This is a genomic window from Streptomyces sp. NPDC053367 (assembly GCF_044545925.1).
Lineage (GTDB): Bacteria > Actinomycetota > Actinomycetes > Streptomycetales > Streptomycetaceae > Streptomyces.
This window is the reverse complement of record NZ_JBITYN010000005.1, coordinates 389,317-404,305: the sequence shown is the minus strand read 5'-3', so window position 1 is coordinate 404,305 and position 14,989 is coordinate 389,317. Positions and strand designations below refer to the sequence as shown.

11 protein-coding genes are annotated in these 14,989 nt (G+C 71.5%); 2 read left to right on the top strand and 9 right to left on the bottom strand.

Annotated features, from left to right (window positions below; translation table 11 throughout):
- The first annotated feature begins 58 nt into the window (after positions 1–58).
- Complete coding sequence (locus ACIGXJ_RS17230) at positions 59–1,021, top strand: LysR substrate-binding domain-containing protein (RefSeq protein WP_399645628.1); 963 nt, start codon at positions 59–61, stop codon at positions 1,019–1,021.
- Positions 1,022–1,083: 62 nt separating this feature from the next.
- Here the strand turns inward: ACIGXJ_RS17230 and ACIGXJ_RS17225 are convergent, their stop codons facing one another.
- The 5 genes from ACIGXJ_RS17225 to ACIGXJ_RS17205 all read right to left on the bottom strand — a co-directional run bounded on the left by ACIGXJ_RS17225 (position 1,084) and on the right by ACIGXJ_RS17205 (position 5,891).
- Positions 1,084–3,411, bottom strand: coding sequence for an ABC transporter permease (locus ACIGXJ_RS17225; protein WP_399645627.1), 2,328 nt, complete (start codon positions 3,409–3,411; stop codon positions 1,084–1,086).
- Positions 3,408–4,097, bottom strand: coding sequence for an ABC transporter ATP-binding protein (locus tag ACIGXJ_RS17220; RefSeq protein ID WP_399645624.1), 690 nt, complete (start codon positions 4,095–4,097; stop codon positions 3,408–3,410). The genes ACIGXJ_RS17225 and ACIGXJ_RS17220 overlap by 4 nt, the downstream gene beginning before the upstream one ends.
- Positions 4,094–4,621, bottom strand: coding sequence for a PadR family transcriptional regulator (locus ACIGXJ_RS17215; protein ID WP_399645621.1), 528 nt, complete (start codon positions 4,619–4,621; stop codon positions 4,094–4,096). Before ACIGXJ_RS17215 ends, ACIGXJ_RS17220 begins: the two co-directional genes overlap by 4 nt.
- A gap of 104 nt (positions 4,622–4,725) precedes the next feature.
- Complete coding sequence (locus tag ACIGXJ_RS17210) at positions 4,726–5,013, bottom strand: hypothetical protein (protein WP_399645619.1); 288 nt, start codon at positions 5,011–5,013, stop codon at positions 4,726–4,728.
- Positions 4,959–5,891, bottom strand: coding sequence for an SPFH domain-containing protein (locus tag ACIGXJ_RS17205; protein WP_399645616.1), 933 nt, complete (start codon positions 5,889–5,891; stop codon positions 4,959–4,961). The genes ACIGXJ_RS17210 and ACIGXJ_RS17205 overlap by 55 nt, the downstream gene beginning before the upstream one ends.
- A 249-nt stretch (positions 5,892–6,140) precedes the next feature.
- Here ACIGXJ_RS17205 and ACIGXJ_RS17200 point away from each other — a divergent pair, with 249 nt between their 5' ends.
- Positions 6,141–8,444, top strand: a complete 2,304-nt coding sequence (locus tag ACIGXJ_RS17200; protein WP_399645614.1) for a transglycosylase domain-containing protein — start codon at positions 6,141–6,143, stop codon at positions 8,442–8,444.
- 79 nt (positions 8,445–8,523) lie between these two features.
- Here ACIGXJ_RS17200 and ACIGXJ_RS17195 read toward each other — a convergent pair whose 3' ends face one another.
- From ACIGXJ_RS17195 to ACIGXJ_RS17180, 4 genes are all read right to left on the bottom strand, one after another.
- On the bottom strand, positions 8,524–10,587 hold the full coding sequence (locus ACIGXJ_RS17195; RefSeq protein WP_399645611.1) for a SpoIIE family protein phosphatase: 2,064 nt from the start codon (positions 10,585–10,587) through the stop codon (positions 8,524–8,526).
- Positions 10,588–10,882: 295 nt separating this feature from the next.
- Positions 10,883–11,599 (bottom strand): DUF402 domain-containing protein, encoded by a 717-nt coding sequence (locus ACIGXJ_RS17190; protein WP_399645609.1) that lies wholly within the window; start codon positions 11,597–11,599, stop codon positions 10,883–10,885.
- A 72-nt stretch (positions 11,600–11,671) separates the two neighbouring features.
- Positions 11,672–13,069: a class II fumarate hydratase gene (locus tag ACIGXJ_RS17185; protein WP_399645607.1), complete on the bottom strand. Its 1,398-nt coding sequence runs from the start codon at positions 13,067–13,069 to the stop codon at positions 11,672–11,674.
- Between the two features lie 210 nt (positions 13,070–13,279).
- Positions 13,280–14,947 (bottom strand): fumarate hydratase, encoded by a 1,668-nt coding sequence (locus ACIGXJ_RS17180; RefSeq protein ID WP_399645604.1) that lies wholly within the window; start codon positions 14,945–14,947, stop codon positions 13,280–13,282.
- Positions 14,948–14,989: the final 42 nt, after the last annotated feature.

Below are 14,989 nucleotides of genomic sequence, written 5' to 3'. Positions count from 1 at the left end.
GGGGCCATTGATTACGGAAATAGCTACACTCGGACGTGTTGATCGGAGGTGGTTATCAGTGACGGTGAGTGTCGCCGGGGCCAAGAGGCGCCAGCCCAGTCTGTCCCAGCTGCGGGCCTTCGCGGCCGTGGCCGAGCAGCTGCACTTCCGGGACGCGGCCGCCGCGATCGGCATGAGCCAGCCCGCCCTGTCCGGCGCCGTCTCCGCGCTGGAGGATGTCCTCGGCGTGACCCTCGTCGAGCGTACGACGCGCAAGGTGCTGCTCACGCCCGCGGGCGAGCGCCTCGCGATCCGGGCCAAGGCCGTCCTCGCCGAGGTCGGTGCGCTCCTGGAGGAGGCCGACGCGGTCCGCGCCCCCTTCACCGGCGTCCTGCGCCTCGGGGTCATCCCCACCGTCGCGCCGTACCTCCTGCCGACGGTCCTGCGCCTGGTCCACGAGCGCTATCCGCACCTCGACCTCCAGGTCCACGAGGAGCAGACCGCGAGCCTCGTCGAGGGCCTGAACACCGGCCGCCTCGACCTGCTCCTGCTGGCCGTGCCGCTCGGTGTCCAGGGCGTCGTCGAACTCCCCCTCTTCGACGAGGACTTCGTCCTCGTCACCCCGCTCGACCACTGGCTCGGCGGCCGCGAGGGCATCCCCCGCGAGGCGCTGCGCGAGCTGAACCTGCTGCTCCTGGACGAGGGGCACTGCCTTCGCGACCAGGCCCTCGACATCTGCCGCGAGGCCGGCCGCGAGGACGCCGACGTCACGACGACGGCGGCCGGTCTGTCGACCCTGGTCCAGCTGGTCGCGGGCGGCCTGGGCTGCACCCTGCTGCCGCGCACGGCCGTCAAGGTCGAGACGAGCCGCAGCAATCAGCTGCTCACCGGGTACTTCGCCGAGCCGGCCCCCACCCGTCGTATCGCACTGGCGATGCGGGCGGGGGCGGCGCGGGGAGAGGAGTACCGGGAGCTGGCGGAGGCCCTGCGGGAGGCACTGAGCCCGTTGCCTGTCAGGGTCGTCGACGGTGACGTCGCTTAGGGGCGCGGGAACTGCGCGAGCGACCACGACGCACCCGCAGACGGCGGGACCCCCGACGGCCGTTACTCCGTCCGCAACCCGTCCGGCCGCACAAGCCGCAGCAGCGGAGGCAGGCTGAGCACGGTCACCACGAGCACCACGCCCGCCCCGACGCCGGTCATGGCCAGCACACTCGCCCAGTCCACCCGGACCGACGCCGCGGCCATCCGCAGCAGCACGGCCCCCAGGGTCAGCCCCACGGCACACGCCAGCGCCAGGCCCAGCGCGATCGGCACAGCCGTCTGCCACAACACCGACAGAGCCAGGGTGGAACGCCTCGTACCGAAGGCGACCAGGGACGACAGCAGCTTGCGCCGCTCGCGCAACTGCTCCAGCTGGGACACCAGCAGGCTGACCCCGATCAGCGCCAGCACGGCCGCCGCGCCGACGAACAGCCCGGTGCGGATGGCGGAGAACCGGTTGTTCTCCTCGGTGCTCACCCAGGTCATCGGCTCCACGGACGGGTCGATCGCGGCCGCGGTGTTCCGAACGTAGTCCCGCGCGTCCGGCACCGACTCGTCCAGCCGCAGGTACAACTGGCCGGGCACGGACGCCACGGCCGCACGGGGCAGCGCGCTGCGCGTCAGCAGGATGCCGCCGCGCCGCATGCCGGCCGGGTCCGGGATCGAGCGGGCCTCCTTCAGGTCGCGCGGCACGGGCCAGGCGACCGGATGCGACGGCTCGTCCTCGGAGCTGGGGGAGAAGTACAGGGTGCGCCCCTGCTTGACCATCGCGGGCGTGTCGGTGTCGTACTCGGCACCCCGTACGACGAAGGCGTCACCCTCCTCGCAGGAGGGCAGCGCGGCCAGTTCGCGCAGGGACGCGCAGTCCCCGACGGTCACCGACGCCATCCGCTCGGGTGTGTCGGCGCGGTCGCCGACATAGCCCTCGGAGAAGCCGTACACCGTCGTCACGCCGCGCGTCGCCTCGAAGCGGGCCCGGGTCGCGTCGAGCGACATCCCCTCCGGCACCCCGACCTGCATCTGGGCGCGGGTGAGGTCCTTGCCGGTGCTGCCGGTGTAGTCGTCGTCGACGCCCGCGAACAGCATCTGCAGGGCGATCGCACCGGCCACCGCCACCGCGATGCCGTTGACCATGCGGGCCGCCGTACCGCTGCTCAACTGCAGGCGACGCACGGCCAGTTGCCAGGAGACCGCACCCGAGCCGAGCCGGGCCACGACCGCCTCCACGATCCACGGCAGCAGCGCGGTCACGCCCACCAGCAGGAAGAGCACACCACCGGTGACGAGGTACTGGTTGAACTCTCCGCCGTCCCTGCCGTTGCCGACCATCGGGTAGAGCATCGCGAGGCCCGCCAGCGGCAGCAGCAGCCGCCACCACAGCCGGCGCCGGGCGGGCCGGGCGGTGCGCACCACGCCGAGCGGCTCGATCACCACGCCCCGCAGCGCGAACTGGGTGACCAGCACGGCGGCGGCCGGCACGGCGACCGCGACCAGCAGGGCGAGCAGCGGCGAGGGGGTGAGATAGCTCGGGAAGACGCTGACGTCGAAGACCTCGACCGACCCCGCCCACTGCCGGCCGAGCAGGAAGAACCCGGTGCCGAGGACGAGCCCGAGCAGGGCCCCGGCCATCGCCTCGCCCGCGGCCACCCGCCGGGTCATCCGGCTGTCGGAGCCGACCAGCCGCAGCGCCGCGAGGCGCCGGTCACGGCGCTCACCGCCGAACCGTACGGCCGTGGCGATGAAGACGCCGACCGGCATCAGCAGCACCACCACCACGACCAGGATCAGCAGGAGCAGCACCGGGTCCATGCGCTCCGTCGACACCATCGGGTCACCGAACCGGTCCAGGCGGATCACGCCGTCGTCGAGCCGGTCCCCGAGCCCCTCGCCGCCCCGGTAGAAGGCGAGTTCGGCGGAGCCCACCAGACCGCTCTCGTCGATCGTGCCGGTGATCCGCTGCGGCAGCCGCTCACGCAGCAGCTCGGCCTCGTCGGACTCCAGCAGGCGCTTGAGCGCGGGGGAGACGACCATCTCGTCCGGGCCGGGGAACTCCTCCAGCCCCGGCGGCAGCGGAGCGCGCGGCCCCTCGGGCTGCAGTGCCCGGCCGCGTATGTCCTTGTCGCGGAAGGTCGTGTCGACGGTGTCGACCAGCACGGTGGCGTCACCGCGCTCCGGTTCCGTGCGGTTGAAGCCCATGTCGGAGCGGGCGTTGCCCCGTTCGTCCCGTTCCGCCAGCGCGTTCGGTATCGCCGTCGTGAGCAGCAGCACCGCCACGCCGAGGCCGACGCCGACGGCGGTGAGCAAGGTGCGGATCCACCCCTCGCGCCCGCCGGCGAACGCGAACCGGAAGCCCAGGCGCACATCCCTGGACCACTGCCGCAGCCTCATACGATCCGCTCCATGTCGCGCGACCGGCCGTCGCGCACGACGATCTCGCGGTCGGAGTAGGCGGCCACCCGCGCCTCGTGCGTGACCAGCACGACGGCCGCGTTGGTGGACCGGGCCGCGTCGGTGAGCAGCTCCATCACGCGTTCGCCGTTGAGGGAGTCGAGCGCGCCGGTCGGTTCGTCGGCGAACAGCACGCGCGGGCCGGTCACCAACGCCCGCGCGACGGCGACGCGCTGGCCCTGGCCGCCGGACACCTCGCCGGGCCGCTTGCCGGCGATGTCGTCGACCTCCAGACGGGCCATCCACTCCCGGGCCGCGCGTTCGGCGGCCTTGCGGGACGTGCCGTTCAGCCGCAGCGGCAGGGCCACGTTCTCGACGCAGGTGAGCTCGGGCACCAACTGGCCGAACTGGAACACGAACCCGAACTCGGTGCGGCGCAGCGCACTGCGCTCGGAGTCGTTCATCGTGGCCATCTCGCGGCCGGCGTACCGGATGGAGCCCGCGTCGGGCGGGACGATCCCGGCGAGGCAGTGCAGCAGCGTCGACTTGCCGGACCCGGAGGGGCCCATGACGGCGACGACCTCGCCCGGGTGGATGGAGAACCCGGCGCCGTCCAGCGCCGTCGTCGGCCCGTACGTCTTGCGCAGCCCCTCGGCCACGAGCAGGGCACCGTCGGGGGCGGTCACTGGGCCACCACCGCCTCCGCCAGCTTGTCGAGGCGCGCGGCGGTCAGCTCGAGCCAGCGCAGGTCGGCCTCCAGGTGGAACAGCGCGTGGTCGCAGATCAGCTGGTCGGCGAGGTCGCCCTTGCGCTTGCGGTCGGTGAGGATGCGCATCATGCGCAGATGCTCGGAGCGCTGGGTGTCGAGGATCTCGGCGGCGTCGCGCCGGGTGAGCAGTGCGAGGACGACCTTCGTGTAGAGGGTCGACTGGAGGTAGGGCTCGGGCTTCTCCGGAGTGGCGAGCCACTGCTCGACGTCCGTGATGCCGGCGTCGGTGATGGCGTACCGCTTGCGCTCGGGGCCGTCGCCCGCCTCGATGCCGTCGACCTCGACGAGGCCGTTCTTCAGCAGGCGGGACATCGTCGAGTAGACCTGGCCGTAGTGCAGAGGCCGGTCCTGACCGAACTTCGCGTCGAAGGCGCGCTTGAGGTCGTAGCCGTGGCGTGGGCCGGACTCGAGCAGGCCGAGAAGGGTGTGACCGATGGACATGCCTCGACTGTACACACCGTGTATACGCGGCATGTATACGCGGAGTGGGTAGTGAGTGCCTGTGGGTAGGACGGCCCAGGTCAGGGCCGAATGTCACAGTTCTGCTACTCGGCGCGGGGTGGCCGGCCCCGGCGGGGGATCGGTCCCGCTTCCCCCGGCAGGCGGCCCGCCTCCGCGAGGGCGCGCCGCAGCAGGAACTCGATCTGCGCGTTGGCCGACCGCAGCTCGTCGCCGGCCCAGCGCGCGAGCGCCTCGTACACCGACGGGTCCAGCCGCAGCAGCACCTGCTTGCGCTGCTGCGGCCGCCGCTGAGGGGCCGGCCCCTCGGAGGGGGTGCTCACTGGTAGAGGGTCCCGGTGTTGAGGACCGGCTGGGCCGCGCGGTCCCCGCACAGCACCACCATCAGGTTCGACACCATCGCCGCCTTCCGTTCCGGGTCGAGCTCCACGATGTCCTGCTCCTCGATCCGCGCGATCGCCGCCTCCACCATGCCGACCGCGCCGTCCACGATCTGCCGCCGCGCCGCGACGACCGCCCCTGCCTGCTGCCGCTGGAGCATCGCGGAGGCGATCTCGGGAGCGTACGCGAGATGCGTGAACCGCGACTCGATGATCTGCACGCCGGCCGCCTCCACGCGCGCGTGCAGTTCCACGGCGAGCTTCTCGGTGATCTCCTCGGCGTTGCCGCGCAGCGACAGGCCGTCCTCGTCGTGGGCGTCGTAGGGGTACTCGATCGCGATGTGCCGGACGGCCGCCTCGGTCTGGGTGGAGACGAACTCGATGTAGTCGTCGACCTCGAAGCTGGCCTGCGCGGTGTCCTCGACCTTCCATACGACGACCGCGGCGAGCTCGATCGGGTTGCCGTAGGCGTCGTTGACCTTCAGGACGGCCGTCTCGTGGTTGCGGACCCGGGTGGAGATCTTGGTGCGCGAGGTGAGCGGGTTCACCCAGCGCAGGCCGTCCTGGCGGATCGTGCCGCGGTAGCGCCCGAAGAGCTGGACGACCCGGGCCTCGCCCGGCGCGACCATGTTCAGCCCGCACATCGCCACGAAGGCGGCGACGCCGATCAGTACCCCGGGTACGATCAGCGCGGCCTTGGCGCCGGCCGCGGAGACGGCGGTGGCGGCGACCACCATGCCGACGCCGCCCAGCAGCCCGAGCAGACCCAGCAGCAGAGCGAGTCCGCCGCCGATGCTGTGCGCGGCGAACTCCCTCACCCGCGGTTCGGGCATGTCGGGTACGTCGGCGGTGGTGGAGGCGTGTGCGGACATGGGTGGTCCCCCGTTCTGTTGCTGCTCTGCGGTATATCTCTGGTCTAGCTAAGTGATATCACTTTAGTCCGGCACGGCAACCCTGGCGACCCCTCGGGCGTCGGTTCCCGTGAGACAGGTGCTCATTGTCACGTCCGGAAAGGACCGGATCGGACGGACTTCGTCACATAAACCGGTGTTAGCTTTCTGAGCTGACCTGAGCCGACGTACGCGTGTGACACCCGAGACCGAAGCGGAGCAGACGGACTGATGGGACGAGCGGAAGAGAGACGAGCGCGGCAGCGCGGTGGCCGCCGCGCGGCGCCGGGGCGCCGCCGTTCGTCGCGTGCGGCGGCCCGCCCGAGCGGCATACGCCGGTTCTTCACCTGGAAGAAGATCCTCGGCACGTTCCTGGGCCTGTGCCTGCTCGGCATCGGCGCGTTCCTCGTGCTGTACATGGTCGTGGACGTGCCCAAGGGCAACCCGCTCGCCCAGCGCCAGAGCAACATCTACAAGTTCAGCGACGGCTCCGTGCTGGCCCGCGACGGCGAGGTCAACCGCGAGATCGTCGACCTGGCGAAGATCCCCGAGCCGGTCCAGAAGACCTTCGTCGCCGCCGAGAACAAGTCCTTCTACCAGGACGCCGGCGTCGACCTGAAGGGCACCGCCCGCGGCCTGCTCAACACCGTCACCGGCAAGGGCAAGCAGGGCGGCTCGACGATCACCCAGCAGTACGTCAAGAACTACTACCTCAGCCAGGAGCAGACGGTCAGCCGCAAGCTCAAGGAACTGGTGATCTCGCTCAAGGTCGACCGCAAGATGTCCAAGGACGACATCCTCGCGGGCTACATCAACACCAGCTACTACGGCCGCGGCGCCTACGGCATCCAGGCCGCCGCCCAGGCCTACTACCGCGTCGACGCCGAGGACCTCAGCGTCGAACAGGGCGCGTACCTCGCGGCACTGCTCCAGGCGCCCAGCCAGTACGACTGGACGGCGGCCTCCGACACCAGCAAGAGGCTGGTGACCAACCGCTGGAACTACGTGCTGGACAACATGGTCGAGGAGCACTGGCTGGACGCCTCCGAGCGCGCGTCGATGGAGTTCCCGGTGCCCAAGGAACCCAAGCCCGCCCCCGGCATGGAGGGCCAGAAGGGCTATCTGATCGAGCTGGCCAACCGGCAGCTGGAGGACCGGCTGATGGCCGAGGAGGGCATCTCCCGCTCCGAGGCCGCGGCCCAGGTCGAGCAGCAGGGCTGGACCATCACCCTGAACATCGACCCCAAGAAGCAGGCCGCGCTGGAGAAGGCCGTCAAGACCCAGCTGCTCGCCGAGCTCGACCCGAAGGAGCGCGCGGTCGACGCCGACGTCCAGCCGGGCGCGGTCTCGGTGGACCCCAGGAACGGCAAGATCGTCGCCCTGTACGGCGGCCGCGACTACTTCAAGCACTACTTCAGCAACGCCACCCGCCGCGACTACCAGCCCGCCTCCACCTTCAAGCCGGTCATCCTGGCGGCCGCCTTCGAGGAGGAGGCCGAGACCCAGGACGGCGACCCGATCACCGCGAGCACGCTCTACGACGGCGACAGCCGCCGCCCGGTGGTCGACGACGGCCGTGAGGTCGGCTTCGCCCCGCCGAACGAGGACGAGCGGGACTACGGCGACATCACGGTCCAGACCGCGATGAACAAGTCCGTGAACTCCGTCTTCGCCCAGATGGGCATCGACGTCGGCATGGACACCGTCATGGCCACGGCCGAGAAGCTGGGCATGGACACCGAGGGCATGCAGGCCGTGCCCGCCCAGACCCTGGGCTCCATGGGCGCCAGCCCGCTGGAGATGGCCGGCATCTACGCCACCCTCGCCCACCACGGCGAGAAGGTCACCCCGACCCTCATCAAATCGGCGGAGAAGCGCGGCCGCACCGTCGAGATCCCCGACCCGATCGGCGAGCAGGTCATCAGCCGCAACGCCGCCGACGGCGTCACCTCCGTCCTGACCGGCGTGGTCGACGACGGTACGGCCCGCCGCTCGGTCCGCGAGAACCCGCTGCGCGACGGCCAGCAGGTCGCCGGCAAGACGGGCACCTCCGACAACAACAAGTCGGCCTGGTTCACCGGCTTCACCCCCAACCTCGTCACCTCCGTCGGCCTGTTCGGCGAGGACGACAAGCCCCCGCACAGGCAGGTCCCGATGTACGAGGCCGGCGGCGAGGACCGCGTCAACGGCGGTGGCTTCCCGGCGCAGATCTGGGCGGCGTACACCTTCGGCGTGATGAAGAAGGTCACCGAGTTCGACCTGGAGACCGACCAAGGCGCCGCGGTGGAGCCGACCTGGACGCCGACGGTCACCCCGTCGCAGACGCCCAGCGAGACCCCGTCCGAGGAACCCACCACCCAGGCCCCGACGACCAAGGCGCCCACCACCCGGCCGCCGACGACGCAGCCGACCACCGAGGAGCCGACGACCCAGCCGCCGACCACGACGGCACCCCCGACGTCCACCCCGACGACCGCGCCCCCGACGACGGAGACCCCACCCGTCCCGGAGGACCCGGCAATCGTGGATCAGTAGGCGTGAAGAGGGGGCCCGGCATCTCGATGCCGGGCCCCCTCTTCGCGCCTCCAAAGGGCGCCGGGAAGTGCAGGGGCGGTCAGTTCCGGTTCAGCTCGAACCACACCACCTTGCCGGTGCTCAGCCGCGTGGCTCCCCACCGCCGGGCCAGCTTGTTGACCAGGTACAGCCCACGCCCGCCCTCGTCCGTCGCCCGGGCCTGCCGCAGCCGGGGCAGCTGGGGCACGTCGTCGCCCACCTCACAGCGCAGCACGTCGGTCCGCAGCAACCGCAGCGTGACCGGCCGGGAGGCGTACCGCACGGCGTTGGTCACGACCTCGCTCACCAGCAGCTCCACCGAATCGGTCAGCTCCTCCAGCTCCCACCGCGCCAGCGCGCTGCGGGCCAGCCGCCGCGCCCGGCCCGGCGCGGAGTCCTCCGGCTCCAGCGACCAGTACGCCACATCGCTCGGCGCGATCCCGTCGAACCGGGCGGCGAGCAGCGCGATGTCGTCGTCCCGGTCGCCCGGGCCGAGCATGTCGAGCACCTCGTCGCACAGCGCCTCCAGCGGAGGCGGATGATCCGGCCCCGTCAGCTGCGCGGTCGCGGCCAGCCGCTCCCGCAGCTGCTCTATGCCCGTCCACACGTCCCGCAGCCGCGACTCCACCAGCCCGTCGGTGTACAGCAGCAGCGTCGCCCCGGCCGGCGCGTCCAGCTCCACCGCCTCGAAGTCGACCCCGCCCACGCCGATCGGCGCGCCCGGCGGCACCCGCAGCACCTCGGCCCGGCCGCCCAGATGCAGCAGGACCGGCGGCGGATGGCCGGCGTTGGCGATGGTGATCCGGTGGGTGACCGGGTCGTAGACGGCGTACAGACAGGTCGCCATGCGGTCGGTGCCCAGGCGCTGCGCCTGCTCGTCGAGGTGGTGCAGCACCTCCTGCGGCGGCAGGTCGAGCCCCGCCAGGGTCTGCGCCGTCGTGCGCAGCTGGCCCATGATCGCCGCCGAGGTCATGGAGTGCCCCATCACGTCACCGACGACCAGCGCCACCCGCGAACCCGGCAGCGGGATCGCGTCGTACCAGTCGCCGCCCACCCGCGCGGTCTCGGCCGCGGGGAGGTAGCGCGAGGCCAGCCGGACGCCCGTCGGGCGCGGCAGGGTCTCCGGGAGCATGGTGCGCTGCAGCTCGTCGGCGATGTACGCCTCACGGCCGTACAGCACCGCCTTGTCGATGCCGAGCGCGCTGTGCGTGGCGAGCTGCGCCGCCACCAGCAGGTCGTCGGTCTCGAACGGGATGCGCTCCGGGCGGCGCAGGAAGACGGCCGCGCCGATCACCCGGCGCCGGCCACGCAGCGGCGCGAGGACCGCACGGCGGCCACCCGGCACGATCGACTCGCCGTGGTCGCCGAGGAGTTCGGGCAGCGCGGCACGGGCCGCGGGCGCGTCGGCGAACACCGGCCGCACCCCGCGCAGCACCTCGGCGAGCGCCCCGCCGGGCCGCACCTCGCACAACTCGGCCGTCAGCGACGACAGTTCGGCCGGCTCCGGGGTCTGGGCGGGCAGCAGGCCGCCGTCGGTGTCCCGCTCCTCGGGAATCCGGTCGGTACGGCGCAGCCGCAGCACCACCGGCCCCGTGGGCCGCTCGTCGCCCACCGGCAGCGGGTCGCGCAGATACACCAGGATCGCGTCGGCGAAGGTCGGCACGGTCGCCCGGCACAGCCCCATCACGATCTCGTCGAGGTCGATGCCGCGGGCGATCCGCCGGGTCGCCGCGCCGACGAACCGCAACCGGTCGCCGTCGCGCCGCATCGGGGTCGGCCGGCCGCCGGGCACACCGCTGCCGCTGCGCCGCTCCTTGCCGCCGGGTCCGCGCCCCGCGCCGTCCGGCTCGGTGCCGGGCTGGGCGGGGATCGCCTCGGGCGCGGGACGCGGGCGGTGGGTGCCGGTCTCCGCGGCAGCCGGCTGGGAGTGCTCCGGGCCGGTGTCGCCGTCGGGCGTCACGGACGTACCCGCCGGCGGGCTCTCGCCGGAGCCGGACCGGGCCTGCGCCGGTAAGGCGGAACCCGGGGTCCGGGCGCCCGCCGGGGTATGCAGGAGCGCCCCGCGGGGGTCCGCGGGGTCGACGCCCGCCTGGGGGCGTTCATAGGAGGTCGGGTTCTCCGTCACGCGTATGAAATCCGTCCGTCCGGGGCTGCGCGCCGCGCGTGCAGTTCGTCCCGCAGAAATTCCGATACCCGGAATACGTGCCCCAGGAACGGAGTTCCCGCGTGGTCAGAGACTGTTCCTGTGTCACCGGCGGACCTGCCGCGGTCCGCACGGGTGTTGCCGTCGTACCCCTCGCTCACGCCCTGCCGCCCCTCGGTGACATCCGGTCAGACTCGCTGTGCGCTCCGGGAGTTGCCCCCACGCGCCCTTGCGGAGGACGATCCTACGTTTCGTGCCCGGGGGCGCATCAAGGGTCTCATGACGACATGTGCGCGGGCGTACGGTCCCAGTCGTCCGGCAGTGACGGTACCGTCCAGGACGGATCCGGGCGCCAGTTCTGCCAGCCGTCCTTGAACGGGGCGCCCCAGGAGCGGATCTCCTCCACCGCGTCCCGGCCCGCCGCACGGACCCGCCCGGCCAGTTCGGCGTCGATGAGCCCGTCGCGCTGGGCCTGGGCGAACTCGTCCTCGTCCCGCCAGTGCCAACTGCGGTCCGGGTGCACGGAGATGTCCAGGAAGTGGTCCTCTGAGTCGACGCCGCCCTGCCAGCGGGTCAGCGGTTCCTCGAGGTTGACGTACCAGTTCTTGAACTGCCAGCCCGGGTCCCAGAACAGCCACACCGACCACGGCCGGCCGGGCTGCGCCAGTTTCAGCACGCCCGTGCCGAACCAGCGGTCGCGCTGCACCGTGCGCGGCTTGGTGTAGCGCGACTCCAGCGGCTCCCCGTGCACGGGCGTGCCGTCGGCCAGGACCGGCTTCACGCACTCGGTGCCGGGCGCCAGCCACACGGCGAGCAGTTCGGCGTCGTCGCGGACGACGGTGACGGGACGCGCGATGTGGAACCCGGTTCCGGCGTTCTCCCGGTACCGCCACAGGATCCGGCTCCCCGGCGCCCAGAAGGCCCCTGTCCCGTCCGCCGTGCCGTCCGCAGTGCCGTCCGCCGTTCCGCGTCTCATCGCTCCACCGTCTGCCATGCACAGATATTAGGTGTCACGGTGGTACGGCGCTGCGGTGCGGGTCACGGTTCATACGGTCGGCTCATGTGGTCACGGGTGCGTCATGCGCAGCACGTCCAGGGCCTCGTCGAGCTGCTCCAGGCTGAGGTCGCCGCGCTCGACGTAGCCCGCCTCCAGGACGACTTGACGGATGGTCTTCCGCTCCACGAGGGACCGCTTGGCGACCTTCGCGGCCTCCTCGTAGCCGATGTACTTGTTCAGCGGGGTCACCACCGACGGCGACGACTCCGCGTACTCGCGGGCCCGTTCGCGGTTCGCGGTGATGCCGTCCACGGTCCGGTCGGCCAGCAGCCGGGAGACGTTGGCCAGAAGCCGCACCGACTCCAGGACGTTGCGGGCGATCACCGGCAGCATCACGTTCAGCTCGAAGTTGCCCGCGGCGCCGGCCGCGGCGACGGTGGCGTCGTTGCCGGTGACCTGCGCGGCGACCATCAGCACCGCTTCCGGGATCACCGGGTTGACCTTGCCCGGCATGATCGAGGAGCCCGGCTGGAGGTCGGGCAGGGCGATCTCGGCGAGGCCGGTGCGCGGCCCGGACGCCATCCAGCGCAGATCGTTCGCGATCTTCGTCAGCCCGACCGCGACGGTCCTGAGCTGACCGCTGGTCTCCACGATCCCGTCCCGGGCGCCCTGCGCCTCGAAGTGGTCGCGCGCCTCGGTCAGCGGCAGCCCGGTGGCCCGGGCGACCTCCTCGATGACGGCCGCGGAGAAGCCGGGCGGGGTGTTGATGCCGGTGCCCACGGCGGTCCCGCCGAGCGGCAGTTCGGCGAGCCGGGGCAGCGACGCGGTCAGCCGCTCGACGCCGTGGCGCACCTGGGCGGCGTACCCGCCGAACTCCTGGCCCAGCGTCACGGGCGTCGCGTCCATCAGATGCGTCCGCCCCGACTTCACCACGTCGGCGAACTCCTCGGACTTGCGCCGCAGGGCCGCCGCCAGGTGCTCCAGGGCGGGGATCAGATCGCGGGTGACGGCGGCGGTGGCGGCGATGTGGATCGAGGAGGGGAAGACGTCGTTGGACGACTGGGAGGCGTTGACGTGGTCGTTCGGATGCACCGGCCGGCCGAGCCGCTCGCTCGCCAGCGTCGCGATCACCTCGTTGGTGTTCATGTTCGACGACGTCCCGGACCCCGTCTGGAACACGTCCACCGGGAAGTGCTCGTCCCAGCGGCCCTCGGCGACCTCGGCTGCCGCGTCCTGGATCGCGTCGGCGATCTCCTGGTCCAGCACCCCCAGCCCCGCGTTGACCTTCGCCGCGGCCCCCTTGATCCGGGCCAGCGCCTCGATGTGCGCCCGCTCGATGCGCTGCCCGGAGACCGGGAAGTTCTCGATCGCCCGCTGCGTCTGCGCCCGCCACTTGGCGTGCGCCGGGACCCGCACCTCTCCCATGGAGTCGCGCTCGATCCGGTAATCCTGCTCTTCGTCGGCCACTGCCGATCACCTCCACCTGTCACAGCATCCGGGACGTGACAGCTGTTCCCCCGACGACACGACCTTCACAACGCCCGGCAGGGACGGGCGCGTACGGCGAGGCCGAGCCTGTCTCGGCCGCACCGGCTTGCCGGTCGAAGGGGTGGCAGACCCTGGGAGGGGACGGGCAGGGGCGGCGGGGGCGGGGTCCGGCCCCGCCGCCCTGGAGTGCTACGCCAGACCGGGGCCCCGGACCGGGATCGACGTGAACGTCGGCTGCGGTGCGGGGTCCTGGAAGAAGTCGTTGCCCTTGTCGTCGACCACGATGAACGCCGGGAAGTCCTCGACCTCGATCTTCCAGACCGCCTCCATGCCGAGCTCCTCGTACTCGACGACCTCGACCTTCTTGATGCAGTCCTGGGCGAGACGCGCGGCCGGCCCGCCGATCGAGCCGAGGTAGAAGCCGCCGTGCGCGGCACACGCGTCGGTGACCTGCTTGCTGCGGTTGCCCTTGGCGAGCATCACCTTGGAGCCCCCGGCGGCCTGGAACTGCTCCACGTAGGAGTCCATGCGCCCGGCCGTCGTCGGGCCGAAGGAGCCGGAGGCATAGCCCTCCGGGGTCTTCGCCGGACCGGCGTAGTACACCGGGTGGTCCTTGAGGTACTGCGGCATCTCCTCGCCCGCGTCCAGCCGCTCCTTGATCTTCGCGTGCGCGATGTCCCGCGCCACGACCAGCGGACCGGTCAGCGACAGCCGCGTCTTGACCGGGTACTTGGTCAGCTCCGCGAGGATCGTGTCCATCGGCTGGTTCAGGTCGATCTTCACCACGTCCGAGGACTCCTCCAGCTGCTCGTCCGTGGTGTCCGGCAGGAATCGCGCCGGGTCGGTCTCCAGCTGCTCCAGGAACACGCCCTCGGCGGTGATCTTCGCGACGGCCTGCCGGTCGGCCGAGCAGGACACGGCGATGGCGACCGGGCAGGACGCGCCGTGGCGGGGGAGGCGCACCACGCGGACGTCGTGGCAGAAGTACTTGCCGCCGAACTGCGCGCCGATGCCGATCTTCTGCGTGAGCTCGAAGACCTTCTCCTCCAGCTCCTTGTCCCGGAAGCCGTGCCCGAGCGGGGAGCCCTCGGCGGGGATCTCGTCCAGATAGTGCGCGGAGGCGTACTTGGCGGTCTTCAGGGCGTACTCGGCGGACGTACCGCCGACGACGATCGCCAGGTGGTACGGCGGGCAGGCGGCCGTGCCCAGCGAACGGATCTTCTCCTCCAGGAACTTCATCATGGAGGCCTCGTTCAGGACGGCCTTCGTCTCCTGGTAGAGGAACGACTTGTTGGCCGAGCCGCCGCCCTTGGCCATGAACAGGAACTTGTAGGCGCCGCCGTCGGTGGCGTACAGCTCGATCTGCGCCGGCAGGTTCGAGCCGGTGTTCTTCTCCTCCCACATGGTGAGCGGAGCCATCTGCGAGTAGCGCAGGTTCAGCTTGGTGTAGGCGTCGTAGATGCCCTTGCTGAGCGCCTTCTCGTCCTCGCCCTCGGTCAGCACGTTCTGCCCGCGCTTGCCCATGACGATGGCCGTGCCGGTGTCCTGGCACATCGGCAGCACGCCGGCGGCCGCGATGTTGGCGTTCTTCAGCAGGTCCAGCGCGACGAACTTGTCGTTGTTCGACGCCTCCGGGTCGTCGATGATCCGCCGCAGCTGGGCGAGGTGGGCCGGACGCAGGTAGTGCTGGATGTCGTGGACGGCCTCCTCGGCCAGCTTGCGCAGCGCCTCCGGCTCGACCTTGAGGAACGTCCGCCCGTCGGCCTCGAAGGTGGAGACACCCTCGGAGGTCACCAGCCGGTAGGGGGTGGTGTCCTCTCCCATGGGGAGCAGATCGGTGTACGCGAACTCAGGCATCTCAGCCCATTCCTCACTCTGACGGACGGCGCCCGCCGACAC

Excerpts from the sequence above, each read along its gene's own strand:
- ACIGXJ_RS17190 (WP_399645609.1), bottom strand. The coding sequence starts at position 11,599 with ATGGCAGACGGTGGAGCGATGAGACGCGGAACGGCGGACGGCACTGCG.
- ACIGXJ_RS17215 (WP_399645621.1), bottom strand. The coding sequence starts at position 4,621 with ATGTCCATCGGTCACACCCTTCTCGGCCTGCTCGAGTCCGGCCCACGC.
- ACIGXJ_RS17205 (WP_399645616.1), bottom strand. The coding sequence starts at position 5,891 with ATGTCCGCACACGCCTCCACCACCGCCGACGTACCCGACATGCCCGAA.
- ACIGXJ_RS17180 (WP_399645604.1), bottom strand. The coding sequence starts at position 14,947 with ATGCCTGAGTTCGCGTACACCGATCTGCTCCCCATGGGAGAGGACACC.
- ACIGXJ_RS17200 (WP_399645614.1), top strand. The coding sequence starts at position 6,141 with ATGGGACGAGCGGAAGAGAGACGAGCGCGGCAGCGCGGTGGCCGCCGC.
- ACIGXJ_RS17225 (WP_399645627.1), bottom strand. The coding sequence starts at position 3,411 with ATGAGGCTGCGGCAGTGGTCCAGGGATGTGCGCCTGGGCTTCCGGTTC.